Genomic DNA, 25,140 nt, shown 5'->3' on the forward strand with positions numbered 1-25,140 from the left:
GCCTACAGCATCGGTTCGCTTTGGGTACCCGTGCAGGACACCAGATGCAACAACGCCCCGCATAAACGGGGCGTTGTTTTCAAAGCAGACGCGGATTACTTGGCGGCCTCTTCTTTGGCTGGATCCTTGATCCCCAGCAGTTCCAGATCGAAGACCAGTACCGAGTTGGCAGGGATTGCCGGGCTTGGGCTTTGCGCGCCGTAAGCCAGTTCGCTAGGAATGTACAGTTTGTACTTCTCGCCAACGTGCATCAGTTGCAGGCCTTCGACCCAACCTGGAATCACGCCGCTGACCGGCAGATCGATCGGGCTGCCGCGCTCGACGGAACTGTCGAAAACGGTGCCATTGGTCAGCTTGCCGGTGTAGTGAACGGTCACTACGTCAGTCGGCTTGGGCTGAGCGCCATCGGCTTTCTTTTCCACCTCGTACTGCAAGCCCGAAGCGGTCGTCACGACGCCAGCTTTCTTGGCGTTTTCTTCGAGGAACTTCTTGCCGGCGGCTGCCGACTCTTCGCTCATCTTGGCCATACGCTCTTCGGCACGCTTTTGCAGTGCAGCGAAGGCTTCAACCAACTCTTCGTCCTTGAGTTTCTGTTCTTTCTTGCCGACGGCATCTTCGATGCCTTGGGCTACGGCTTTGGAATCCAGGTCATCCATGCCTTCCTGAGCCAGGCTCTTGCCCATGTTCAGGCCAATCCCGTAGGAAGCTTTTTGCGCCGGGGTTTTCAGCTCTACGCTGGTCTGCGAGTCGCAACCCGCGAGTACCAGGCTTACCAGGGCCACCGCCGCCGCCAACCGATGCTGTTTCATGCTATTTCCTTGTTCATGCGCCTAAAGGGCAATCGAGTAAAGCCGCGAGCTTATCAGGCGGCCACGACCAATGGCTACCGGCATGAGAGCCGGAGATTTCCGATAAGTTCAGGTGTTTAAACGCTTTTCGGAGTGAAGATGGTGAAACTTCTGTCATCTCGTTCCCACACAAGCAAATTCCGCATCCCACCACATCTGGCGTAATGGCCACTTGCCGCGCACCTGGCGCTGAGGCATAACAGAAGAACAAATCGACAAGGAAGTTTATCTTGCGCCTCTTATTCCGCTTGCTGGCTCTGATCGGGGCCCTGTTGTCAGTGGGTCTGGCCGTAGTCTTGTACTATGTCGTCAACCCGAAACTACCGCTCTGGACGCCCGCGCAGAAGGTGCATTACCTGGAGCAGTGGAGCGCCGGCGACCGCGAGGCTTATTACTTTACGCCCCAGGGCACCCAGGTCAAAGGTCTGCGGTACGAGTGGTTCACCGCTCTAGAGCTGCCTTTCTCAAACCAACGCTTCGCCGCCCCCGAATACCTCGCGCGCTTCGGTTTTCTGATCGACCCCGACCAGGAACCCACACCGGCCAACCCCGACAAGCTGCCGGTGGGTTTCGCCCGGCATCAGAACCCCGGCGGCACGGATACGTTTCTGGATATTACCTGCGCTGCTTGTCACACCGGCGAGTTGCGCTTCAACGGTCAGGCCGTGCGTATCGATGGCGGATCGGCTCAGCATGTTTTGCCCTCAAGCGTTCCTACATTGAAAGGTGGCAGTTTCGGACAAGCACTGGTGGCGAGTCTGTTCGCGACTTACTACAACCCTTGGAAATTCGAAGATTTCGCGCGCAAGGTCCTGGGTTCCGACTACGAAACCGAACACGAACAACTGCGCAAGGCGTTCAAGAAGTCCCTTGATACTTTCCTGAAAGTAGCGTGGAACGATACCCATCGCGGGCTCTACCCGACCGAAGAAGGTCCGGGACGCACCGACGCTTTCGGGCGCATCGCCAACGCCAGCTTCGGCGATGCAATATCCCCCGCCAACTATCGGGTGGCCAACGCCCCTGTCGACTATCCGCAACTGTGGGACATGTGGACCTTCGACTGGGTGCAATGGAATGGCTCGGCGCAGCAGCCGATGGCGCGCAATATCGGTGAAGCCCTGGGCGTAGGCGCCACGCTGAATTTCTTCGACGACAACCGGCAGCCACTGATGGGGGATGACCGTTACCCCTCCAGCGTTCGCGTGCGCGATTTGCATCTGATCGAAGAAACCCTGCAACGGCTGGAACCACCCGCCTGGCCGGAAGCGTTGCTCGGGACAATCGATAAACCCCTGGCCGCCAAAGGTCGTGCCCTGTTCGGCGAAAACTGCGCCGGCTGCCACGTACCGCGGGTAACCCAAGGCGAAGGGCGATACGTGCAGCACTTGAAAATGCTTCCCGTGGAGTTCATCGGCACCGACCCTGGCGCTGCCAACAACATCGCCGACCACCGCTTCGACCTCACGGCGCTGCAATGGAACCAGAAGGAGCTGGAGCAACTGGACGTCGAACCCAAGCCCGCCGACCCCCTTGATCTGAGCCAAATGTCGGTGGCCAAAGGGTTGGCCTATGTTACCGCTTTCGTTGAAAACCGCGCTTATCGCGACGCCGGTATCACCCCGGCCGAAAGACCGCAAATGGACGGCTTCGGCCTGCCTATAGGAGTACGTGAACTACGGGCCTATAAGGCTCGCCCGTTGGCAGGTGTGTGGGCGACCGCGCCGTTTCTGCACAACGGTTCGGTGCCGAGCATTTATCAACTGCTCTCGCCGCAGGATGAACGCGCGACGACCTTTTACAAAGGCACGTTCGAGTACGACCCCAAACACCTGGGCTATCGCACCGAAGCCTTCACCAACGGTTTTCTGTTCGACACGCGCATTACCGGCAACCACAACAGCGGTCACGAATTCCGCTCCGGCAAGCTCGGCAACGGCGTGATTGGCCGCTTGCTGCAACCGCAAGAGCGCTGGGCGCTGATGGAGTATCTGAAAGTGTTGGGCGGCCCGCTGGAGTCGCAATTGCCATGATCAAAAGGAATTCCCCATGCTGAAGACTCTCTGGCTGCGCTTGGGCGCGTTCCTCGGCAAGACGCTGTTCTGGTTGTTGGGGCTTGGGCTGCTGGGCTGGGCGCTGGCCACGGCGTGGTTTGCCTGGCAACACCGCGGGCCGGTATCGGCGCAGGAACTGATCCCGGACGGCGAAGCGGCGATGACTCAGGACATCATCCAGACCGCCGTGCGCATCGTCGATCAACACCGCGAAAGCACCCGCTATCTGCGCGATGCCCACGCCAAGGCTCACGGCTGCGTGGAAGCTCAAGTCCAGGTGCTGCCGGAGCTGGCAAGCGATCTGCGCCAGGGTGTGTTCAGCGAACCCGGCAAGATCTGGAAGGCAACCATGCGCCTGTCCAACGGTAACGCTTACCCGCAATTCGACAGCATTCGCGATGCACGGGGCATGGCAATCAAGCTACTTGATGTACCGGGCAAGCAGCTGCTCAGCGACCAGCAGCAACGAGGTCAACAGGATTTCGTGATGTTCAGCCATGCGAACTTCTTTGTCAGCGATGTCGCCGAGTATCGTCAGAACGTTGCTGCTCAGGCGGATGGCAAAAAAATGATGGCGTTCTTTCCGGGCTGGGACCCACGCACCTGGCAGGTGCGTCATCTGTTTATTGCCCTGGCGACACTGTCTCCCGCGCCACCGAGCCCGACCCAGACGACCTATTTTTCGGTTTCACCCTACAAATACGGTGAGGCCAATGCCAAGTTTCGCGTGATGCCCGACCCTGAAAGCTGCCCGGACTACAGCTTGCCGGCACAAAATCAGAAGCTGCCGAACTTCTTGCGCAGCGCGCTGAACCAGCAGTTATCCACAGACCGGGTGCCGGCGTGCTTCGTCTTGCAGATCCAGCGCCAGGACGCGAACAAGTATATGCCGATCGAAGACACCAGCATTGAGTGGCGCGAAAGCGATTCGCCCTTCCAGACCGTGGCACGGATCACAGTGCCGGCGCAGGACTTCGATACGCCGGCATTGAATCTGCAATGCGATAACCAGTCGTTCAACCCATGGTTCGGGCTTGAGGCCCATCGCCCCATTGGTGGCATCAACCGCTTGCGCAAAGCTGTCTACGAGGCCGTCAGCGATTACCGACATGCCCGCAATGCCGGGCAATAATTCGATATCCACACTGTAGGAGCGAGCCCGCTCGCGAAAAACCCGAGAGCACCTCGGGGCGTCAGATTTCCCGCGTTATCGTTGACGACCATCGCGAGCAGGCTCGCTCCTACAGAAAACGCGACGGGAAAAGCCAAACGCCAGACAGCAAAAAGCCCGCATCAAGCGGGCTTTTTGTGTGGTGACCTGGCGTTCAGTGTTCCAGGTTACCGAATATGGCGCAGCGGACGGGACTCGAACCCGCGACCCCCGGCGTGACAGGCCGGTATTCTAACCGACTGAACTACCGCTGCGCGTAGCGTTGAAAGTGGTGGGTGATGACGGGATCGAACCGCCGACATTCTGCTTGTAAGGCAGACGCTCTCCCAGCTGAGCTAATCACCCTTTACCTTCGTTGCGGGGCGCATTGTGCCACAGATTTTCATAAAGTGTTGATTTAATTGATAATTTTTTCAAAAAAATCTGAAAACCGGTGAAACGACACGTCCTGCAGGAACCAAAGTCAAACTTCAGGCAGAAAAAAGCCCGCATCAGCGGGCTTTTCCGTGGTGACCTGGCGTTCAGTGTTCCAGGTTACCGAATATGGCGCAGCGGACGGGACTCGAACCCGCGACCCCCGGCGTGACAGGCCGGTATTCTAACCGACTGAACTACCGCTGCGCGTAACACTGAATGCGAATGGTGGGTGATGACGGGATCGAACCGCCGACATTCTGCTTGTAAGGCAGACGCTCTCCCAGCTGAGCTAATCACCCTTCACGTTCGGTGTGGCGCGCATTCTACGGAGCGACCCTACCTCTGGCAAGCACTTTTTTAATTAATTTTTTCATGCCTTCCAAAGGCTTAGAGAAGGGTTGGCCTATGGCACACGGAGGACAATAATGCCCGCCTTTGTATAAAGGAGAGACTCACCCCATGTGGTTCAAAAACCTGCTTATCTATCGCCTGACCCAAGATCTGCCTGTTGATGCCGAGGCGTTGGAAACTGCACTGGCCACCAAACTGGCGCGCCCATGTGCAAGCCAGGAGTTGACCACCTACGGTTTCGTCGCACCGTTCGGCAAAGGCGAAGATGCGCCTTTGGTACACGTCAGTGGCGACTTCCTGCTGATCAGCGCGCGCAAGGAAGAACGCATCCTGCCGGGCAGCGTCGTCCGAGATGCAGTGAAGGAAAAGGTCGAAGAGATCGAAGCCGAGCAAATGCGCAAGGTCTACAAAAAGGAACGCGACCAGATCAAGGATGAAATTATCCAGGCCTTCCTGCCGCGCGCTTTTATCCGTCGCTCCTCGACCTTCGCCGCCATCGCGCCGAAACAGGGCCTGATCCTGGTCAACTCGGCCAGTCCGAAGCGCGCCGAAGATTTGCTGTCCACCCTGCGTGAAGTGATCGGCACCCTGCCGGTGCGCCCACTGACCGTGAAAATGTCGCCGACCGCGACCATGACCGAATGGGTCACCACCCAGAAAGCCGCGGACGACTTCTTCGTGCTGGACGAATGCGAGCTGCGCGACACACACGAAGACGGCGGCATCGTGCGTTGCAAGCGTCAGGACCTGACCAGCGAAGAAATCCAGTTGCACCTGAGCACCGGCAAAGTGGTCACCCAGCTGTCGCTGGCTTGGCAGGACAAACTGTCCTTCGTCCTTGACGACAAAATGGTGGTCAAGCGCCTGAAATTCGAAGACCTGCTGCAAGACCAGGCGGAGCAGGACGGTGGCGATGAAGCCCTCGGCCAGCTGGATGCCAGCTTCACCTTGATGATGCTGACCTTCGGCGACTTCCTGCCGGCACTGGTTGAAGCGCTGGGCGGGGAAGAAACTCCGCAGGGGATCTAAAGCCTACCAGCTCTCCTGTGGGAGCGAGCCTGCTCGCGAAAGCGGTCTGTCAGTCGACAAAAATGTTGTCTGAATTGACGCCTTCGCGAGCAGGCTCGCTCCCACATTTCTTTTTATGGTGTTACTTAAAATTAAGGATCAGGCCATGCGCGCATTGGCTGCATTGAGTCGTTTTGTCGGCAACACCTTCGCCTACTGGGTGCTGATTTTCGCCGTCGTGGCGTTCTTGCAACCGGAATGGTTCATCGGTCTCAAGGGCGCCATCGTGCCGCTGCTGGGGCTGGTGATGTTCGGCATGGGCCTGACCCTCAAGCTCGAAGACTTCGCCGAAGTCGCCCGCCATCCGTGGCGCGTGGCCCTGGGCGTGGTTGCGCATTTCGTGATCATGCCCGGCGTGGCGTGGTTGCTCTGCCAGGCCTTCCATTTGCCGCCGGAGATTGCCGTCGGCGTGATCCTGGTCGGCTGCTGCCCAAGCGGCACCTCTTCGAACGTGATGACCTGGCTGGCACGCGGGGATCTGGCATTGTCGGTGGCCATTGCCGCCGTGACCACCCTCCTCGCTCCGTTGCTGACACCGGCGTTGATCTGGCTCCTGGCTTCAGCCTGGCTGCCGGTCTCGTTCATGGAGCTGTTCTGGTCAATCCTGCAAGTGGTGCTGCTACCGATCGTGCTAGGCGTCGCGGCCCAACGCTTGCTCGGTGACCGGGTTCGCCACGCAGTAGACGTTTTGCCCTTGGTGTCGGTGGTGAGCATCGTGATCATCGTCACCGCCGTGGTTGCCGCCAGCCAGGCGAAGATTGCCGAGTCAGGCCTGCTGATCATGGCCGTGGTCATGCTGCACAACAGTTTTGGTTATCTGTTGGGTTACTTCACCGGGCGTCTGTTCAAGCTGCCATTGGCTCAGCGCAAATCCCTGGCCCTGGAAGTCGGCATGCAAAACTCCGGGTTGGGTGCCGCGTTGGCCAGTGCGCACTTTTCGCCATTGGCGGCAGTACCCAGTGCGTTGTTCAGCGTCTGGCACAATATTTCCGGAGCCCTGCTATCGACGTACTTCCGCCGTATGAGCGAGAAAGAAGATCGCAAGATCGGCGGCCAGCAGGCCACTGACTGATCCGCGATCTTGATCCAAAAACTTGATCCCCGGATTAATGCTGGGCACTCTATTGCGCAACGCGGGGACGACCCCGCGGCTCGATCGAGTCATTAATCTGGGGACGACCCCGTCAATCGATGGAGGTCTTTGATGTCCTGGATCATTCTGTTCTTCGCCGGCCTGTTCGAAGTCGGCTGGGCCGTCGGCCTGAAGTACACCGACGGTTTCACCCGCCCGCTCCCCACCGCCCTCACCGTCGCGGCCATGGCTGTCAGCCTTGGCTTGCTGGGTCTTGCCATGAAGGAACTGCCACTGGGCACGGCCTATGCGATCTGGACAGGTGTGGGTGCCGTGGGTACGGTGATTGCCGGGATCATTCTGTTTGGGGAATCGATGGCGCTGGTGCGGTTGGCCAGTGTGGCGTTGATCGTGACCGGTTTGGTTGGGCTCAAGGTTAGCGCTTAGGCCACTTCCGCTTTCGCGAGCAGGCTCGCTCCCACATTTGATCGCATTTCATAGTGGGAGCGAGCCTGCTCGCGAAGGGGCCTGTACAAGCGACGACTATCTTACGGTCCCGCGCAAATCCCCTACCATCTGCTGCAATCTCGCCGGCTCCGCCACCTCAACCGCCACCGCCGGCCCCGCCACCAACGTCACCCGCGACCACAACCGGCGAAACAGTCCCTTGCCCGGATCGCGGCTGAAGAAACTCCCCCACAACCCCTGCAAGGCCAACGGAATCACCGGCACCGGCGTTTCTTCGAGAATCCGCGTCAATCCGCCCTTGAACTCATTGATCTCACCATCGGCGGTCAATTTGCCCTCGGGGAAAATGCACACCAACTCGCCGTCCTTCAGATACCGGGCAATGCGCGTGAAGGCCTGTTCGTAGATCCGGATGTCTTCATGACGCCCCGCAATCGGAATCGTCCCGGCCGTGCGGAAGATAAAGTTCAGCACCGGCAGGTTGTAGATCTTGTAGTACATCACAAAGCGAATCGGCCGACGGACCGCACCGCCAATCAGCAAGGCATCGACGAACGACACGTGGTTGCACACCAGCAGCGCCGCGCCCTCCTCGGGAATCAGATCAAGATTGCGATGCTCCACGCGGTACATGGAATGGCTGAGCAGCCAGATCATGAAACGCATGGTGAACTCGGGAACGATTTTGAAGATGTAGGCGTTGACACCAATGTTCAGCAACGACACCACCAGGAACAACTGCGGGATCGACAGTTCGGCCATGCTCAACAGGATGATCGAGACAATCGCCGATACCACCATGAACAACGCGTTGAGAATGTTGTTGGCGGCAATGACCCGGGCCCGCTCGTTCTCGACGGTGCGTGACTGGATCAACGCGTACAGCGGCACGATGTAAAAACCACCGAACACCCCCAGGCCGAGGATGTCGATCAACACCAGCCAGGTGTGAGCAAAGCCGAGTATCTCGATCCAGCCATGCCCTTCGACGCTGTCCGGTATTCCCCCGGAATGCCACCACAGCAGCAAACCGAACACGGTCAGGCCGAACGAGCCGAATGGCACCAGGCCGATTTCGACTTTGCGCCCGGACAGCTTTTCGCAGAGCATCGAACCCACGGCGATACCGACCGAGAACACCGTAAGAATCAGCGTGACCACGGTTTCGTCGCCGTGCATCCATTCCTTGGCATACGCCGGGATCTGCGTCAGATAAATAGCCCCGACAAACCAGAACCACGAGTTGCCGACAATCGAGCGCGACACCGCCGGGGTTTGCCCCAGGCCGAGCTTCAGCGTGGCCCAGGACTGGCTGAAAATATTCCAGTTCAGGCGCAATTGCGGTGAAGCAGCGGCTGCCCGCGGAATACCGCGACTGGCCAGGTAACCGAGGACGGCGATACCGATGATCGCGGTGGAAACGACCGATGCGTAATCACCGGACGACATCATGATCCCGGCACCAATGGTCCCGGCCAGAATTGCCAGGAAGGTGCCCATTTCAACCAGACCGTTGCCACCGACCAACTCATCCTCACGCAGGGCCTGGGGCAGGATCGAGTATTTCACCGGTCCGAACAGCGCCGAGTGCGTGCCCATGGCGAACAGCGCCACCAGCATCAACCACAGGTGATCGAACATGAAACCGATCGCGCCGACCGCCATGATGGCTATTTCCCCGAGCTTGATCAGGCGGATCAGTGCGTCCTTGGCGAATTTTTCCCCGAACTGACCGGCCAGCGCCGAAAACAGAAAGAACGGCAGGATGAACAGCAGCGCACACAGGTTGACCCAGATTGAACGGTCACCTTCGATCGACAGCTTGTACAGAATGGCGAGGATCAACGACTGCTTGAAAATGTTGTCGTTGAACGCCCCGAGAGACTGTGTCACGAAGAACGGCAGGAAGCGCCGGGTGCGCAGCAAGGTGAATTGCGAGGGGTGACTCATCTTCCATGTGTCCCTGATCAGGTAAAGAGAAGCGTGGATACAATGATTGGAATGTCGCGCGTCGATCCAGGCCACACCTTACCTAAACTTTGCCGTTCATTTCTTCAATCCTGCTATGCACGGCGAGACAAACAACTCGCCACGCCATGCACCCTGCACCGTGCGTTTGCCGACAATCAGCCACATCATTGCAAGCAATGTCACCAGCACACAGCCGAAGACACTGAAAAACGTCAGGTGCAGCGTACTGGCCAGTTTCAACGTTGCCAGAGAATAGACGCCCAACGGGAAGGTGAACCCCCACCAACCGAGATTGAAAGGTATGCCGGCGCGCAAGTAGCGCAACGTGATCAACACCGCCATCAGCATCCACCACAGACCAAAGCCCCACAGCGTGATGCCGGCGACCAGGCCCAGGCCGGCGGCGATATCACCAATACCCGGCATACCATTGGCGGCAAAAATCGCCGGAGCGTCGGCACCCAGCAGCAACATGCCCAGCGCGCCCGTACCGATCGGCCCGAGTGCCAGCCAACTGGAGGCAGCCATGTTTTCGTGGGGCAATTTATGCAACGCCATGCGCAGCAGCAGAATGGTCAGAATGCTGAACGCCACCGGCAGGGAAAATGCCCAGAGCACGTAACTGGTCACCAGCACCACCAGTTGCGAATGAGCATCGGCCAGATGGGGCGCCAGCAGGCCACCACTGGCCGCCGCCACTTCCGCCGCCACCACCGGTAATAACCACACGGCGGTCATCTGGTCGATGCTGTGTTCCTGGCGGGTAAACATCATGTAGGGAATCAACACCCCGCACGCCACCGACATCGCCACATCCAGCCACCACACCGCTTCGGCCAGCTGAACCACGCCATCACCCCAACGCGGCAGCCCAAACAGCAGAACGCCGTTGATGATGGTCGCCAGGCCCATGGGAATGGTGCCGAAAAACATCGAAACCGTGGAGTGGCCGAAAATCCGCCGCGCCTCATCGAAAAACAACACCCAGCGTGCCGCATACAGCGCTGTGAACAACAAGAACAGCACAATATTCAGTTGCCACAGGGCTTCGGCAACGCTGTACAAAACCGGATTGGCAACGGGCAATTGCGCCAGCGCCAGGGCCAGCACGCCGGTGCCCATGGTGGCGGCAAACCAGTTGGGGGTGAACTGGCGGATGACCTCACGCGGGTGCTGCAGTTGGCGAAAAGGTTTGATACCGGGTTTGGCGGCGTTGGGGCATGTCATGGTGGGCTCCTTCCTCTGGTGAGGTGGAGCCCATCATAGATCCAGATCGAATATCGATATAACGGGTAATATCTCTAACTGTTATCTATTGTATAGATATTTACACTGAACCGTTGTCACGAAGACTGGACGGGCACCGCATCACTTTATGGCTGACCCGCAACGCTGCAAGCGCTGGCGGCGCGCTGACGAGTCAAAGCCAACAGTGCGCTCAACGAAAGGAGGATCAACACTGCGCAATACCCGTCGGTAGTGGCGACCAAACCAAAGGTATGCGTGAGGTTGCCGGCCAGCAACGACGGCAGGCAGAACGCCAGATAACTGAGCACGTAATACGCCGACATCAACCCGGCCCGCTCGTGGGGTAAGGCCAGCGGGAACAGACTGCGCACGGCTCCCAGGAAGCCGGCACCAAAACCACAGCCGGCGACAAACGTGCCGAGGAAAAACAAGGGCAGACTCGCGCTGTGCACGCCCAGTAAAATCAGGACGATGCCTGCTGGCAGCGAACTGGCACCTAATCGCAACGCGAAAGCGGCCGATCGATTGCGCAGGGTGAAAATCATCAGGGCGCCGGTCACTGTCAAGGCTGCCACGGTGCCCCCGCCGATCAGGTTCGACGTCGAGCCGGTGGCCGCCCGAACCAATGAAGGCGCCAGTGAGGCGTAGAAACCGCCGAGTGCCCAGGTCGAAACGTTAAGCGGCAACACGCGCCACAAAGTGGAGCGCGCCTGGGCCGGCACATGCAAGGTCGGCCGCAATGACGCCCATGCGCCCGACTGCGGCGAGACACTTTCCGGCAAACGCCATACATACATGGCCTGCATCAAAAATAAGGTCAGCAGCAGCCAGTAGGTCAAGTGCAAGGGAGCTGGTGCAAACTCGGCCAGCAAACCACACCCCATCCCGCCCAAGGCCATGCCAAGCAACGGGGCCACGCTGTTGATCAGCGGCCCCTGTTGGCGGTCGGTGTCGAGCAGGGTTGCACTCAATACGGCGGTGGCCATGCCCGTGGCAAAGCCTTGCAGTACCCGGGCGCCGATCAGCCAGGCGACGTTGTCGGCATAGATAAACAACAACATCGCCAGAATATTGAGCACCACTGCCGTAAAAATCACCGGTTTGCGCCCCAGGTAATCCGAGAGCGAACCGACTGTCAGCAGCGCTGCCAGCAGACTCAAGGCATACACGGCAAAAATCAGCGTCAGTACAGCATCCGAGAACTGCAGTTGTTGCTGATACACGTGATACAACGGCGTCGGTGCCGTGGAAGCCGCGAGAAAACTGAGTAAAGTGATTGCCAGAAACCACAGGCTGGCACGGTTTGAATGAGAACTGGACATGAGATTGCTCCGCAAAAGCTAATTTTTTGCTTTTGCGGAGTGTGCTACCGGCTTGCGCTTAAAGCAAATTCTTTGTGTTAAGGTCCGATGCATGGCTTTTCAGAACCGGTGTCATCTCGCAACAGACTCCGGCGCTAGACAGGAAACACGCAATGACTACTCCCGCTTTACGTCCCGGTGGCCGCAGCGCCCGGGTCCAGGAATCGATTCATACTGCCGTGCGCGAACTGCTCGAAGAGCAGGATCGCGCTACCGTGACCGTGCCACAAATCGCCGCACGGGCGGGTGTTACGCCTTCGACCATTTATCGGCGCTGGGGTGATTTGTCGGCGTTACTGGCGGATGTTGCGCTTGCGCGCATGCAACCGGAAACGGAGTCGGCCAAGACCGGCAGCTTGCAAGGTGACGTGCTGGCCTGGGCCGAACAGTATCTGGATGAAATGAGTTCCGCACCCGGCCGCAATATGCTGCGTGACGTGCAAGCGAGCCTCAAGCCGAGCTATTGCGCGACGATCATTGGCGGGCAGTTGCAGCTCATCCTGGATCGCTATCCGGATGCGCCCAAGCCCAGTGTCGATCGGCTGATCAATATGGTGGCGGCGCCTATTGTGTTTCGAATACTGTTTTCCGAAACGCCGCTGGAGGTTGAGGAGTTGCATCGGTTGATCGAGATCGCGCTTCGTCAGTGACAATGCCATTCGCGAGCCGGCTCGCGAAGAGGCCCGCGCAGTCGCCATAGATCTGACTGATACCCCACCTGCGACACCCCACCACGCCACGACCTTGGTCGACACTGACTAACCCCTGCCATCGTGCGAGACTGTCTGTCCGGGCGGGAGGCCCGGGTGTCTTTGGTTGCCTGGAGTTCCCATGTCGTTGTCCAGCGGGCTGATTGCCGTCGTCGCCCTGGCCTATATGGCCATCATGTTCGCCATCGCCTTTTACGGTGACCGTCGCAGTGCGCCCTTGCCGCCACGCGTGCGTGCCTGGGTGTACAGTCTGTCGCTGGCCGTTTATTGCACCAGTTGGACATTCTTCGGCGCGGTCGGTCAGGCCGCCGAACAGCTCTGGTCGTTTCTGCCGATTTACCTCGGGCCGATCCTGCTGCTGATAGGCGCGCCGTGGGTGCTGCAAAAAATGGTGATGATCAGCAAACAGGAGAACATCACCTCCATCGCCGACTTCATCGCCGCACGCTATGGCAAATCCCAGTCACTGGCCGTGGTGGTGGCGTTGATCTGCCTGGTGGGCGTACTGCCTTATATCGCCTTGCAACTCAAGGGCATCGTACTCGGTGTGAACCTGTTGATCGGTGCAGGCGCTGATGCCATGGGGGTTCGCGCGCAGGACACGGCATTGGTGGTGTCACTGGTGCTGGCGTTGTTCACCATTGTCTTTGGTACCCGCAACCTCGATGCCACGGAGCACCACCGCGGCATGGTCCTGGCCATTGCCTTTGAATCGCTGGTGAAGCTGTTCGCGTTTCTGGCCGTCGGCGCCTATGTGACGTTCGGGCTGTATGACGGTTTTGATGACCTGTTCGATCAGGCCATGCTCGCCCCGCGCCTGGAGGAGTACTGGAAGGAAACCATCAACTGGCCATCGATGGTGGTGCAGACCGGCGTGGCAATGATGGCGATCATCTGCCTGCCGCGACAGTTCCATGTGACGGTGGTGGAAAACATCGACCCTCAGGACTTGAACCTGGCCAAATGGGTGTTTCCAGCCTACCTCGCCCTGGCGGCCTTGTTCGTGGTACCGATCGCCCTCGCCGGCCAGATGATGCTGCCAAGCTCGGTGCTGCCGGACTCATTCGTGATCAGCCTGCCGCTGGCCCAGGCCCACCCTGCCCTGGCGTTGCTGGCCTTTATCGGTGGTGCTTCGGCGGCCACCGGCATGGTGATCGTGGCCAGCGTCGCGTTGTCGACCATGGTCTCCAACGACATGCTGTTGCCATGGTTGTTGCGCCGCAACAACGCCGAGCGCCCGTTCGAGGTGTTCCGCCAATGGATGCTGTCGGTGCGTCGCGTGAGCATCGTGGTAATTCTGTTGCTGGCCTATGTCAGTTATCGCCTGCTGGGCTCGACCGCGAGCCTGGCGACCATCGGCCAGATCGCCTTCGCCGCCGTGACCCAACTGGCGCCAGCCATGCTCGGTGCCCTGTACTGGAAACAGGCCAACCGTCGCGGCGTATTCGCCGGTCTCGCCGCCGGCACGTTCCTTTGGTTCTACACCTTGATCCTGCCGATCGCCGCCCACAGTCTCGGGGTTTCCCTGAACAGCTTCCCGGGCCTGGCCTGGCTGCACAGCAACCCGTTGAACCTGCCGATCACACCGCTGACCCAAGGCGTGGTCCTGTCCCTTGCCGGCAATTTCACGCTGTTCGCCTGGGTCTCGGTGATGTCACGTACGCGAGTGTCGGAACACTGGCAGGCCGGTCGTTTCATCGGCCAGGAAATCAGTGCCCGACCTAGCGCACGCTCGATGCTGGCGGTACAGATCGACGATCTGCTGCAATTGGCGGCACGCTTCGTCGGTGAGGAACGCGCGCGCCAGAGCTTTATCCGCTTTGCCTACCGCCAGGGCAAAGGCTTCAACCCGAACCAGAATGCCGACAGTGAATGGATTGCCCATACCGAACGATTGCTGGCCGGTGTGTTGGGCGCCTCGTCGACACGTGCGGTGGTAAAAGCCGCCATCGAGGGTCGGGAGATGCAACTGGAGGACGTTGTGCGCATCGCCGACGAAGCCTCCGAAGTCCTGCAGTTCAACCGCGCGTTGCTGCAAGGGGCGATCGAGAACATCACCCAGGGCATCAGCGTGGTCGACCAATCGCTGAAACTGGTGGCCTGGAACCGTCGCTACCTGGAACTGTTCAACTACCCGGATGGCTTGATCAGCGTTGGCCGGCCGATTGCCGACATCATTCGCCACAACGCCGAGCGCGGCCTGTGCGGTCCCGGCGAAGCCGAAGTGCACGTCGCCCGCCGTCTGCACTGGATGCGCCAGGGCCGGGCGCATACCTCCGAGCGGCTGTTCCCCAATGGACGGGTGATCGAACTGATCGGCAACCCGATGCCCGGCGGCGGTTTCGTCATGAGTTTTACCGACATCACCCCGTTCCGCGAAGCCGAACAGGCACTGACCGAAGCCAACGAAAGCCTCGAACAGCGGGTGGCCGAACGCACCCACGAACTGTCACAGCTCAATGTGGCCCTGACCGAAGCCAAGGGCACCGCCGAGGCGGCCAACCAGTCGAAAACCCGCTTCCTGGCAGCAGTGAGTCATGACTTGATGCAGCCCTTGAACGCGGCGCGACTGTTCTCCGCCGCCCTGTCGCATCAGGAGGACGGCTTGTCCGGTGAGGCGCAAAAGCTGGTGCAGCACCTGGACAGCTCACTGCGTTCAGCCGAAGACCTGATCAGCGACCTGCTGGATATTTCTCGCCTGGAAAACGGCAAGATCAATCCCGATGCCAAGCCCTTCGCACTCAATGAGCTGTTCGACACCCTTGGCGCCGAATTCAAGGCACTGGCACGGGAACAGGGGCTGGAGTTCCGTGTCCGGGGCAGTACGTTGCGCATCGAAAGCGACATCAAATTGCTGCGCCGGATCCTGCAGAACTTCCTGACCAACGCCTTCCGTTACGCCAAAGGCCCGGTGCTGCTGGGAGTTCGTCGCCGCAAGGGCGAGCTGTGCCTGGAGGTCTGGGACCGCGGACCGGGGATTCCCGAAGATAAGCAGCAGGTGATTTTCGAAGAATTCAAACGCCTCGACAGCCATCAGACACGTGCCGAGAAAGGCCTGGGGCTGGGCCTGGCGATCGCCGACGGCTTGTGCCGCGTGCTGGGGCATACCCTGCGCGTACGCTCATGGCCGGGACGCGGTAGCGTGTTCAGCGTCAGCGTTCCGCTGGCACGGGCGCAAGCGGCGTTGCCGGCCAAGGCGATCGAACTCAACGGCAAACTGCTCAGTGGTGCGCAGGTGCTGTGCATCGATAACGAGGACAGCATCCTGATCGGCATGAACAGCTTGCTGACACGCTGGGGTTGCCAGGTCTGGACCGCGCGTAACCGCGATGAATGCGCAGCGCTGCTCGGCAACGGGGTACGGCCGCAGTTGGCATTGGTGGATTACCATCTGGACAATGGTGAAACAGGCACCGAGTTGATGGCCTGGTTGCGCACCCGATTGGGCGAACCGGTACCCGGTGTGGTGATCAGCGCAGATGGCCGACCGGAGACGGTGGCCCAAGTGCATGCGGCAGGGCTGGATTATCTGGCCAAACCGGTGAAACCGGCGGCATTGCGGGCGTTGTTGAGTCGGCATTTGCCGCTGTAGGGTTTACGTTGTGGTGCTGCATCTGACGCCTTCGCGAGCAGGCTCGCCCCCACACCGATCAACTGTGGGTGCGGGCTTGCTCGCGAAGCTTTTGACTATTCCGGCAACTCGACCAACCCATCCACATCCGTCATCGCCCGCTCCAGCAGATCCGCCGGCAGGCTTTTGCTCGCTCTCGCCCCGAGCAACTTGAGTTGTTCACTGCGGCTGACCAGGTTGCCGCGGCCTTCTGTCAGCTTGTTGCGCGCGGCGCTGTAGGCTTTATCCAGTTGCTGCAGGCGATTGCCGACTTCATCCAGATCCTGAATGAACAACACGAACTTGTCGTACAGCCACCCGGCCCGCTCGGCGATTTCCCGGGCGTTCTGGCTTTGCCGCTCCTGCTTCCACAGACTGTCGATGACACGCAGGGTCGCCAGCAAAGTGGTCGGGCTGACGATCACGATGTTGCGGTCGAACGCCTCCTGGAACAGTGTCGGTTCGGCCTGCAACGCAGCGGAAAATGCCGCTTCGATGGGTACGAACAGCAGGACGAAATCCAGGCTGTGCAAACCGTCGAGCCGCTTGTAGTCCTTGCCGGCCAAACCTTTGACATGATTACGCAGGGACAGAACGTGCTGCTTGATGGCGATCTGGCTGATGCCTTCGTCTTCGGCCGCCACGTATTGTTGATAAGCCGTGAGGCTGACCTTGGAGTCGACCACCACCTGCTTGTCGCCAGGCAGATAAATGATCACGTCCGGTTGGAAACGCTCGCCATCCGGGCCTTTGAGATTGACCTGGGTCTGATACTCGCGGCCCTTCTCCAGCCCGGCATGCTCAAGCACCCGCTCCAGAATCAGCTCACCCCAGTTACCCTGGGTTTTCTGTCCCTTCAAGGCACGGGTCAGGTTGGTGGCTTCATCACTCAGGCGCAGGTTTAACTGTTGCAGGCGCTCCAGTTCCTTGGCCAGCGAAAAGCGTTCCCGGGCTTCAGCCTGATAGCTTTCCTCGACGCGTTTTTCAAACGACTGGATGCGTTCCTTTAATGGATCGAGCAACTGCCCCAGGCGCTGTTGACTGGTTTCGGCAAAACGCTGCTCTCGTTCATCGAAAATCTTCCCCGCCAGTTCGGCGAACTGCGCACGCAGCTCATCTCGTGAGCCCTGCAGGTCGTTGAGGCGCTGCTGATGGCTTTCCTGCTGCTCACGCAACTCGGCACTGAGCGAAGCAGCCTGGGCGTCCAGACGACGCAGCTCAGCGTCTTTTCCTGCGCGCTCGATATTCCAGGCGTGAGAGGCGTCGCGGGCATCATCCCGTTCGATTTGCAGCAGCTCGACTTCACGGCGCACAGCGGCAAGGTCAGCTTGCCGGGCGGCATTGGCCTGACCGAGATCGGCTATTTCATCGCGACAGGCTTCGAGTTGCGCGTTCAGGCCATCCTGCGCCAGATGCGCCGTAGCCAGTCGCTCCTCCAGCAGCGCGACCTCAGCTTGCGCCGAGCTTGCCTTGCGTTGAAGTTGCCAGGCCAACACCAGTAGCGGCAGAGCAGCGCCCCCGAGCCCCAGCAACGCGCTGGTCAAGTCCATAGCCATAGCCATTCCTGCCATTGAAATAAAGCTAGAAGGTTAACCAAGGCGTCAGGTCTTGGACAGCTCAGTCTTCGAGCAGCCCCAGCTCCTGTTGCGCGCGCAAGTCCCCTGCCCGCGCGGCCTGGCGCAGCAGATCCTGGCCGATCCGACGGTCCCTGGCATTGCCGCACTCGCGGCACATCAACTGGCCAAGGCGGCTTTGCGCAGCCACAACGCCCTCACGGGCCGGTTGCTTGAGCAAACGCCCGGCAATGTGTTTGACGTTGGTGTTTTCGCCCAGGCGCGGGCTGTCCAGCAGCCATTCGGCCACCCGCATCGAAAAGCGCTTGGGTGGGGCAACAATGGGCGTTTTGGAAGTGGATGAAGCGGGTGGCGTACGAAACTTCATAAAACACTGTGGGCAGATCGGAAGGCGCGCCACTCTACTCTTTTTTTCTTACAGGTAAAGGTGAAAAAATCCGGGCACGCCCGTCCTAGAGCAAGCGCTCGGGACAATCCACAGAAGCTGTGGATAAGTCAGTGGACAACCGCCCCTGAAGTCTCGCAAAGCCCTGTGGAATGGGGCCTGCAGTCAAACTGACGATTTTTTCACCAGTTAAAAAAAGCGATGTTTTTCATTGACTTAAATTTTGGTTACAGGCACCCACTGCGCTTGAAGGCTAGATGACAACAAGGTGACAACGCGCGCAAATAATGTGCACAAGTACCTTCGGGACGGTTATATCGCTGCGCTTTTTCGGCGCACTTTTACCCCTTGCCTGGGGATAAAACCCTGCAAACCCGTGACCCAGGCAGCTCGCCACTGGTTGAATCACCACGACCGCCGGTCGGATTACGGACCATTACAGGGCGCCGCTTTGGTTCATGACTTCGGTAAAGGGCTTTACGCAGCGTCAGACTGAGGCGACTCTCCGACTTTTTTGGCTAACACACTTCCCATCGCCGTTTCAATCCGATACTATCCGTGCCGTTAGTACCAAGCTGAAAGTCAATTCTGGTCGAACAAATCCCCCCGGTCAGCCTTCCCACAGGAAGCCTTACACCGAACAAGCGGGATCGGCCACCTCGATGGTTTCCAGGTAATCTCGCGTCAACACAGCCTTTGAATCGAAAGCAAAGGGTGTTGCCAGACTCGCTTACTCTGACCGAACCAACCTGCAAATTGATCAGGATCTTCACCCCGGGCCCCGAACCTTTGCCCTCGATGTGTTGCCTGCCCTCCTAAGTACCTACCTGCCAGCCCAAGCGCGCCAATTATCAGCGCTTCAAACTGGCTGCTTTGTTCCAGTCGGGTTCTTCGTTCGACCAACGGTGGTCGTCGTTACTGGAACGTTTTAATTTTGCACGGCTCTTATCCGTGTCGCTTGTAGGAACACCCATGACTATGTCTACTCAAATCCATGCACAGGATGCCATCCGCACCCTAACCAACGCTTTTGCACCAATGAACTGCCTGATCATGGCCGCTCGCAAAGGCTGCTTCAGCTTCACCCTGGTCAACGAACACGGCATCGCCCGTCACAGTGAGCGCCTGTACCCCGATCAATACTCCAGCGCCGAACCGCTGCAGGCTGTAATTGAGCGTACCCGTCAGGCACTGGTTGCCTGAAACGCCAACACGTTTGAAACATCAGAAGCCCCGCTCAAATAGCGGGGCTTTTTGTTGCCTGAAATTTCATGTTGCAGGTCATCCGGTTAAGCACCAAGCGATATAACGGTTATAACTGGAAGCCGGAAATATTTTAAAAACAGACCTTTACGCAGTGAATATGACACTACACTTCAACTCAAGCGGCTTGATCCGCTTCCGGCGAGCCTGATTCGATTCACCGCTGCCAACGCTCTCTTCAGGTTTCGCCGACCATTTAGTGTTTCGAGGGTTTTATGGGTATCGCTGCCAGCGAACTGTGCCGCTATGTGATCCGCCCGACGTTGATCTACCTTGGACGTCATAGCGCAACCGCCGAATCCCTGCTGCTGGGTATTGCCGCCAGCCAGTCAGCCCTCGGCTCCGCCTTGCACGATCGCCGTGGACACGGCCTGTATCGAATCGCCGAACCCCGCCATCAGGCCCTCTGGGACCATTACCTGGCACTCGACCCCGAACGTGCCAGTCTGGTCCGCGGTCTGGCCAGCCAGCATGCCTTTCTCAGTGGCCCGCACCTGGAATTGACCGTCAACCTGCGTTACGCCACAGCCATTGCCTGGCTGCTGGTCGAAGAACAGAACACTCCCCTCCCCGAAGCAGACGACCTGCTGGGCATGGCCCGAATCTGGCGCCAGACCTTCCAGCCCCAAGGACGCCTCAGAGACTTCACCTACGCCTGGCAAACCTGTGTCTCACCAATGAATCAGGTAGCCTGCTAAGCACCTCTGGATCCAAAGATCGCACAACAGGTCGCGAATTTGGTCGGATTGTCCTACAAAACCGCTCTAAATCAAGCAATACAGCCTATGGCGCTGGGACGAAAATGTTGGTAATTTTCGCCCCGGTGATCACCAGGAGTTCTAATAATGAAAAAAGTAATGCTCAAAACCACCATTAGCCTCGCCGTTGCCATGGCATCCACCCAGATCTTTGCAAGTGGCTTTGCCCTCAACGAACAAAGCATCAGCGGGATGGGTACAGGTTTTGCCGGGCGATCTTCCTCTGCCGACGACGCATCCACCATTTTTGGCAACCCTGCCGGCATGTCTCGCCTCAAGCGCGAACAAGTCACCGGCGGTGTTGCATTTATTGACGCGCACACCGATATCAGCGATGCCAGCTCCCGTCCGAACGGCGGCACCAACAAAGGTGACATGGTCCCTTTCATGGGCGTGCCGATGGGCTACTACGTCAAGCCACTCGATGACCAGTGGGCGGTCGGTTTCGGCGTCTACGCACCATTCGGCCTGGTAACCGATTACGAGAACGGCTTTGCCGGCCGTTACTTCGGCAGCAAGAGCGAAGTCAAAATCGTGACCCTGCAGCCAACCGTCAGCTATGCCTTCAACGACAAGGTGTCGATCGGCTTTGGTCCGACCATCAACCGCATCGACGGCAAGCTGGAATCGAACGTATCCCTGAACCCGCTGGCACCGGACGGTGAAGTCAAGATCAAGGGTGACGACACCGCACTGGGTTACAACATCGGTATTCTGGTGCAAGCCACCGACAGCACTCGCGTCGGCCTGACCTACCATTCGAAAGTGAAATACAAGATCGAGGGTGACACCAAGGTCAACTACGGCTTGCTCAGCGCACTGGGCCAAAACCCGAGCCAGAAGTACGACGCTTCGCTCGACATTACGACGCCTGAGTCGGTTGACCTCTCCGTGACTCACCAGCTTAACGACCAGTGGACCCTCTACGCAGGCAGCACCTGGACTCGCTGGAGCCGTCTCAAAGAAATCTCTGTCGAGAACGAAGGCGTACCTGCAGCGCTGGCTGCACGCGGGTTTGGCACCATCACTGAAGAGCAGAACTGGCACGACACCTGGGCGCACGCCATTGGTGCTTCCTATCAGCTGAACAAGCAGTGGGTGCTGCGTACCGGTCTGTCCGTAGACCAGGCGCCGACCAACAACGAAAACCGCTCCCCACGCATCCCGACTGGCGATCGCACGATTTTCAGCCTGGGTGCCGGCTGGAGCCCGACCGACGACCTGACCATCGACGTGGCGTATTCCTATCTGAAGGAAGAAGACGTCAAGGTCAACAACAGCAACGGCCGTCAGAGCTACAGCGCCAAGTATGAAAACTGGGCGAACGGCTTCGGTGTCGGTGCAACCTACCGCTTCTGATGATCGTCGGCGAACCTGAACCACTCGCTGCCCGAATCGAAAAAGCCCCGCGTTCTTCTGCAGACCGCGGGGCTTTTTTGTGGGAGCCAGCCGGCTCGCGAAGGACGTCAACGATGATGCATATCAGCAGGATAAATGTGGCGCCCTCGAAGTTCGCGAGCAGGCTCGCTCTCACAGTCAGGGAACGGCAGCCAGCGGCGGTGAGGCCAGGGCTTTCTCCACAGCTGCGATGAACTCAGGGTCATCGGGCTTGGTCAGGCTGGAAAAACTGGCGATCACCTTGCCTTGGCGATCGACCACATACTTGTAGAAATTCCACTTAGGCGCGCTGCTCTGACTGGCAAGAACCTTGAACAGGTGCGTGGCATCGTCGCCACGAACTTTCTGCGGTTCAGTCATGGTGAAGGTCACGCCATAGTTTACGTAACAGACCTTGGCGGTCTCGGCACCGTCCTTGGACTCTTGCTTGAAGTCATTGGACGGTACGCCGATCACCTCCAACCCCTGCTTCTTGTAACGCTGATTCAACGCCTCAAGGCTTTTGAACTGCGGCGCAAAGCCACAGAAACTGGCAGTGTTGACCACCACCAACGGCTTGCCGGCAAAGCGCTGGCACAAATCGATGGACTCATTGGCGCGCAACTTGGGCAATGAACCTTGCAGCAGCGCCGGGCACTCTGCCGCTTGAGCCAATCCGCTAAACGCTACCAGTAACGCGGGAACTGCAAACCAGCGCATCAGCATATCGGTGCCTCCTTGTGAGGAATCGTCAGGATCGAAGTTACTCGCCCTGACATCCTGCTAGCAAGCCTGCCTCTAGCACAGACTCATGCCCAACTGCATCAACGCCAGCCCGCCCTGATGCCAGCCCCACCACGCCAGGGCCAGCAGCAAGGCACAGACTGCCAAGAGAGTGATTCGCGGCCAGAGACTATTCATGTCGCACTCATTTGGGTTTGCAGCCGCGCCACCGGACGTTCACGCACCGGCCAGTTCAGTGCTGCTGCCATCAGGCTCAAGAGAATCGCGACCTGCCAGATCAAGTCATAACTCCCGGTTCGATCGTACACCACCCCGCCCAACCAGCCGCCGAGGAACGAGCCGAGCTGATGGAACAGGAAAACAATCCCACCAAGCATGGACAGGTTTCGTACACCAAACAAGGTCGCGACCGTGCCGTTGGTCAAGGGCACCGTCGACAGCCACAGGAAGCCCATGGCCATGCCGAATAGATAGGCTGTTGTCGTGGTCACCGGCGCCCACAGGAACAGCGAAATCACCACAGCCCGCAACAAGTACAGCCCCGTGAGCAACCGCGGCTTGGACATGCGTCCGCCCAGCCAGCCTGCGGTATAGGTGCCGAAGATATTGAACAGACCGATCAGCGCCAACACCGTGGTGCCGACGGTGGCTGGAAGGTGTTGATCCACCAGGTACGCCGGCAAGTGAACGCCGATGAACACCACCTGGAAACCGCAGACAAAAAAGCCGAATGCCAGCAGCCAGAATCCCGAATGGGAACAGGCTTCACGCAACGCTTCGGACAGGGTTTGTTCATGCCCTAGCACCGGCAGGGGTTTGTCCTTGAGCATGCCCACCAGCGGCACGATCAGCGCAACCAGCAACCCCAACGCCAGCAAGGCCGCGGACCAGCCGAGCCAGCCGATCAACCCGAGCGTGCCGGGCAGCATGGCGAACTGACCGAAAGATCCGGCGGCGCTGGCGATACCCATGCCCATGCTGCGTTTCTCCGGCGGCACTGCTCGCCCGACTACGCCGAGTATCACCGAAAACGAGGTGCCGGACAGACCGATGCCGATCAACAGGCCGGCACTTAGCGACAAGGTCACCGCCGAGTCGGACAAGCCCATGAACACCAGGCCCAGGGCGTACAGAATGCCACCGATGAGCACCACTTTCGCCGCGCCAAAGCGGTCGGCCAGCGCGCCGGTGAACGGTTGCGCCAGGCCCCAGATGAGGTTTTGCAGGGCGATGGCGAAGGCAAAGACTTCCCGCCCCCAGCCGAATTCGGCACTCATCGGCGCCAGGAACAGGCCGAAGCCATGCCGAACGCCCAGAGATAACGCAAGGATCAGCGCCCCCCCCAACAAAACCCAACCGCACGTACGCCACATCGATGTCATTCTTGTTCTCCTGACGCGGGTATATACCCGCTTAAGATCGAACAAACCGGCATCAAGCCAGTTCGTCCAGCAACTTCAACAACGTTTCACGCTTTTCGGCGCCCAGACGATCAACCAATCGCTGCTGCGCCGCCTCCCAGGCCGGCAAGGCTGCTTTTAGCCGCTCGGCTCCGGCTTCGGTCAGCAGGACGATACGATTGCGCATGTCCTCGCCTTCCACCAGCGTCACCAGACCCTCACCTTCCAGCACCCGAAGATTACGTCCCAGGGTGCTGCGATCCAGCCCCATGGCTTCGGCCAACGTGGAAATGCTCGGTTGATCCAGGCGCTGCAGATTGCACAGCAAAGAATACTGCGCAACGTTGATCCCGAAGCCATCGAGAGCGCCGTCGTAATGCCTGCTGACGCCACGGGCGGCGCGACGCAGGTTGATGCATAAACATTGGGAGTCGAGCATGGTGCGTGTATATACCCGTGAGTCTGTTAAATCAAGTTACAGTAAGAGTGATTCATCGCCTGACAATCCGCAATCGCGAGCCTGCTCGCGAAGAGGCCGGTTTTATCGATGCAACCCGATCATACCAACGCAAGCCCCACCAGTACCGTCACCTCCAGCAGCTCCAGCAACGCGCCCGCCGTATCCCCTGTCGTCCCGCCCAATCGCCGCAACATCACTTGCCTTAACCAGACGAACAGTACAACGCCCAACACCACTGCGAACACGCCATGAATGCCCGCGACCAGCACACAAACCAAAGCGCTGAGTGCCAACACTTGCTTGCCCGCCAACCGCGGAAGATGATCGGCCAGTGCCTGCCCCAGACCGCCAGGACGCACATAGGGCGTGGTCAGGAATAACCCCAGCAACGCGCTGCGCCCCAGCAGCGGAACGATAATCAGCGCCACGGCGTACTGCTGTTCGATCAACGCCAGCAACGCGGCAAATTTCAGGAGCAGCACCAAGACCAGCGTCACCACTGCGATCGGACCGCTGCGCGGGTCTTTCATGATGGTCAGTGTGCGCTCACGGTCGCCATATCCACCGAGCCAGGCATCGGCGCTGTCAGCCAGACCGTCCAGGTGCAACGCACCACTGAGCAACACCCAAACCGTCAGCAACAGCGCTGCTTGCAACAACAAGGGTGCGCCCAACAACAGCCAGTTCAATGCCCATAGAATCCCGCCGAACAACAACCCCACCAGCGGATAAAACAGCAGCGATCGCCCCAACTCTTGCGGTGCCGGCATGCCCGGCAATCGTATCGGCAGGCTGCTGAGGAATTGCAGGGCGATCCAGAACGGCAACAT

At 59.0% G+C, this 25,140-nt stretch carries 21 protein-coding genes, 4 tRNA genes and 1 pseudogene; 10 read left to right on the forward strand and 16 right to left on the reverse strand.

The window, feature by feature from the left end; all coding sequences use genetic code 11:
- Positions 1 to 95: 95 nt before the first annotated feature.
- The gene (gene bamJ, locus AC07ZE_RS21425) at positions 96 to 809 is read right to left on the reverse strand and encodes a BamJ family beta-barrel-assembly machinery protein (protein ID WP_207266546.1); all 714 of its coding nucleotides are present in this window, start codon (positions 807 to 809) and stop codon (positions 96 to 98) included.
- 269 nt (positions 810 to 1,078) lie between these two features.
- On the opposite strand from bamJ, the gene AC07ZE_RS21430 reads away from it, so the two are divergent.
- Together AC07ZE_RS21430 and AC07ZE_RS21435 are read left to right on the forward strand one after the other, a co-directional pair.
- Entirely contained in the window at positions 1,079 to 2,881 is a 1,803-nt protein-coding gene (locus AC07ZE_RS21430) for a di-heme-cytochrome C peroxidase (RefSeq protein WP_207266547.1), read from the forward strand.
- A 16-nt stretch (positions 2,882 to 2,897) separates the two neighbouring features.
- The gene (locus AC07ZE_RS21435) at positions 2,898 to 4,034 is read left to right on the forward strand and encodes a catalase family protein (protein WP_207266548.1); all 1,137 of its coding nucleotides are present in this window, start codon (positions 2,898 to 2,900) and stop codon (positions 4,032 to 4,034) included.
- An 8-nt stretch (positions 4,035 to 4,042) separates the two neighbouring features.
- Here AC07ZE_RS21435 and AC07ZE_RS21440 read toward each other — a convergent pair.
- From AC07ZE_RS21440 to AC07ZE_RS21460, 5 genes and pseudogenes are all read right to left on the reverse strand, one after another.
- Positions 4,043 to 4,126 (reverse strand): annotated as a pseudogene (locus AC07ZE_RS21440) (outer membrane lipoprotein carrier protein LolA); the annotation flags it as partial.
- Positions 4,127 to 4,250: 124 nt separating this feature from the next.
- Positions 4,251 to 4,327: transfer RNA gene (locus tag AC07ZE_RS21445), tRNA-Asp, on the reverse strand.
- A gap of 15 nt (positions 4,328 to 4,342) precedes the next feature.
- A tRNA-Val gene (locus tag AC07ZE_RS21450) sits at positions 4,343 to 4,418 on the reverse strand.
- A gap of 199 nt (positions 4,419 to 4,617) precedes the next feature.
- Positions 4,618 to 4,694: transfer RNA gene (locus AC07ZE_RS21455), tRNA-Asp, on the reverse strand.
- 19 nt (positions 4,695 to 4,713) lie between these two features.
- A tRNA-Val gene (locus AC07ZE_RS21460) sits at positions 4,714 to 4,789 on the reverse strand.
- A gap of 160 nt (positions 4,790 to 4,949) precedes the next feature.
- Here AC07ZE_RS21460 and rdgC point away from each other — a divergent pair.
- The 3 genes from rdgC (at position 4,950) to sugE (ending at position 7,428) form a co-directional block, all read left to right on the forward strand.
- A complete protein-coding gene (rdgC, locus tag AC07ZE_RS21465; RefSeq protein WP_008060875.1) occupies positions 4,950 to 5,870 on the forward strand; it encodes a recombination-associated protein RdgC in 921 nt (306 codons plus the stop codon).
- Positions 5,871 to 6,015: 145 nt separating this feature from the next.
- On the forward strand, positions 6,016 to 6,981 hold the full coding sequence (locus AC07ZE_RS21470; protein WP_207266549.1) for a bile acid:sodium symporter family protein: 966 nt from the start codon (positions 6,016 to 6,018) through the stop codon (positions 6,979 to 6,981).
- A gap of 132 nt (positions 6,982 to 7,113) precedes the next feature.
- Positions 7,114 to 7,428 (forward strand): quaternary ammonium compound efflux SMR transporter SugE, encoded by a 315-nt coding sequence (gene sugE / locus AC07ZE_RS21475; RefSeq protein WP_095195608.1) that lies wholly within the window; start codon positions 7,114 to 7,116, stop codon positions 7,426 to 7,428.
- Positions 7,429 to 7,524: 96 nt separating this feature from the next.
- Here sugE and AC07ZE_RS21480 read toward each other — a convergent pair whose 3' ends face one another.
- The 3 genes from AC07ZE_RS21480 to AC07ZE_RS21490 all read right to left on the reverse strand — a co-directional run bounded on the left by AC07ZE_RS21480 (position 7,525) and on the right by AC07ZE_RS21490 (position 11,990).
- Positions 7,525 to 9,399, reverse strand: coding sequence for an MFS transporter (locus AC07ZE_RS21480; protein WP_207266550.1), 1,875 nt, complete (start codon positions 9,397 to 9,399; stop codon positions 7,525 to 7,527).
- A gap of 96 nt (positions 9,400 to 9,495) precedes the next feature.
- Positions 9,496 to 10,647 (reverse strand): TDT family transporter, encoded by a 1,152-nt coding sequence (locus tag AC07ZE_RS21485; RefSeq protein ID WP_207266551.1) that lies wholly within the window; start codon positions 10,645 to 10,647, stop codon positions 9,496 to 9,498.
- A gap of 146 nt (positions 10,648 to 10,793) precedes the next feature.
- Positions 10,794 to 11,990, reverse strand: a complete 1,197-nt coding sequence (locus AC07ZE_RS21490) for an MFS transporter (RefSeq protein ID WP_207266552.1) — start codon at positions 11,988 to 11,990, stop codon at positions 10,794 to 10,796.
- A 152-nt stretch (positions 11,991 to 12,142) separates the two neighbouring features.
- On the opposite strand from AC07ZE_RS21490, the gene AC07ZE_RS21495 reads away from it, so the two are divergent.
- On the forward strand, positions 12,143 to 12,679 hold the full coding sequence (locus AC07ZE_RS21495; protein ID WP_207266553.1) for a TetR/AcrR family transcriptional regulator: 537 nt from the start codon (positions 12,143 to 12,145) through the stop codon (positions 12,677 to 12,679).
- Positions 12,680 to 12,860: 181 nt separating this feature from the next.
- A complete protein-coding gene (locus AC07ZE_RS21500; protein WP_207266554.1) occupies positions 12,861 to 16,331 on the forward strand; it encodes a hybrid sensor histidine kinase/response regulator in 3,471 nt (1,156 codons plus the stop codon).
- Positions 16,332 to 16,426: 95 nt separating this feature from the next.
- On the opposite strand, the gene AC07ZE_RS21505 is transcribed toward AC07ZE_RS21500, so the two are convergent.
- Positions 16,427 to 17,791 (reverse strand): DNA recombination protein RmuC, encoded by a 1,365-nt coding sequence (locus AC07ZE_RS21505; protein WP_207267864.1) that lies wholly within the window; start codon positions 17,789 to 17,791, stop codon positions 16,427 to 16,429.
- Positions 17,792 to 17,966: 175 nt separating this feature from the next.
- A complete protein-coding gene (locus tag AC07ZE_RS21510; protein ID WP_207266555.1) occupies positions 17,967 to 18,290 on the reverse strand; it encodes an SEL1-like repeat protein in 324 nt (107 codons plus the stop codon).
- Between the two features lie 996 nt (positions 18,291 to 19,286).
- On the opposite strand from AC07ZE_RS21510, the gene AC07ZE_RS21515 reads away from it, so the two are divergent.
- The 3 genes from AC07ZE_RS21515 to AC07ZE_RS21525 all read left to right on the forward strand — a co-directional run bounded on the left by AC07ZE_RS21515 (position 19,287) and on the right by AC07ZE_RS21525 (position 21,688).
- Positions 19,287 to 19,511: a hypothetical protein gene (locus tag AC07ZE_RS21515; RefSeq protein ID WP_003204606.1), complete on the forward strand. Its 225-nt coding sequence runs from the start codon at positions 19,287 to 19,289 to the stop codon at positions 19,509 to 19,511.
- Between the two features lie 275 nt (positions 19,512 to 19,786).
- Positions 19,787 to 20,269 carry a hypothetical protein gene (locus AC07ZE_RS21520; RefSeq protein WP_207266556.1) on the forward strand — a complete coding sequence of 161 codons (483 nt, stop codon included), beginning with the start codon at positions 19,787 to 19,789 and terminating at the stop codon, positions 20,267 to 20,269.
- Positions 20,270 to 20,416: 147 nt separating this feature from the next.
- A complete protein-coding gene (locus AC07ZE_RS21525) occupies positions 20,417 to 21,688 on the forward strand; it encodes an OmpP1/FadL family transporter (protein ID WP_207266557.1) in 1,272 nt (423 codons plus the stop codon).
- Positions 21,689 to 21,865: 177 nt separating this feature from the next.
- Here the strand turns inward: AC07ZE_RS21525 and AC07ZE_RS21530 are convergent, their stop codons facing one another.
- The 5 genes from AC07ZE_RS21530 to AC07ZE_RS21550 form a co-directional block, all read right to left on the reverse strand.
- Entirely contained in the window at positions 21,866 to 22,432 is a 567-nt protein-coding gene (locus AC07ZE_RS21530) for a glutathione peroxidase (RefSeq protein WP_207266558.1), read from the reverse strand.
- Between the two features lie 72 nt (positions 22,433 to 22,504).
- On the reverse strand, positions 22,505 to 22,627 hold the full coding sequence (locus AC07ZE_RS21535) for a hypothetical protein (RefSeq protein ID WP_259331985.1): 123 nt from the start codon (positions 22,625 to 22,627) through the stop codon (positions 22,505 to 22,507).
- A complete protein-coding gene (locus tag AC07ZE_RS21540; RefSeq protein ID WP_207266559.1) occupies positions 22,624 to 23,832 on the reverse strand; it encodes an MFS transporter in 1,209 nt (402 codons plus the stop codon). The genes AC07ZE_RS21535 and AC07ZE_RS21540 overlap by 4 nt, the downstream gene beginning before the upstream one ends.
- A 52-nt stretch (positions 23,833 to 23,884) precedes the next feature.
- On the reverse strand, positions 23,885 to 24,289 hold the full coding sequence (locus AC07ZE_RS21545) for a MarR family winged helix-turn-helix transcriptional regulator (RefSeq protein ID WP_008065263.1): 405 nt from the start codon (positions 24,287 to 24,289) through the stop codon (positions 23,885 to 23,887).
- Positions 24,290 to 24,408: 119 nt separating this feature from the next.
- On the reverse strand, positions 24,409 to 25,140 hold the full coding sequence (locus tag AC07ZE_RS21550) for an adenosylcobinamide-GDP ribazoletransferase (protein WP_207266560.1): 732 nt from the start codon (positions 25,138 to 25,140) through the stop codon (positions 24,409 to 24,411).

This window comes from Pseudomonas sp. GW101-3H06, from assembly GCF_059424605.1.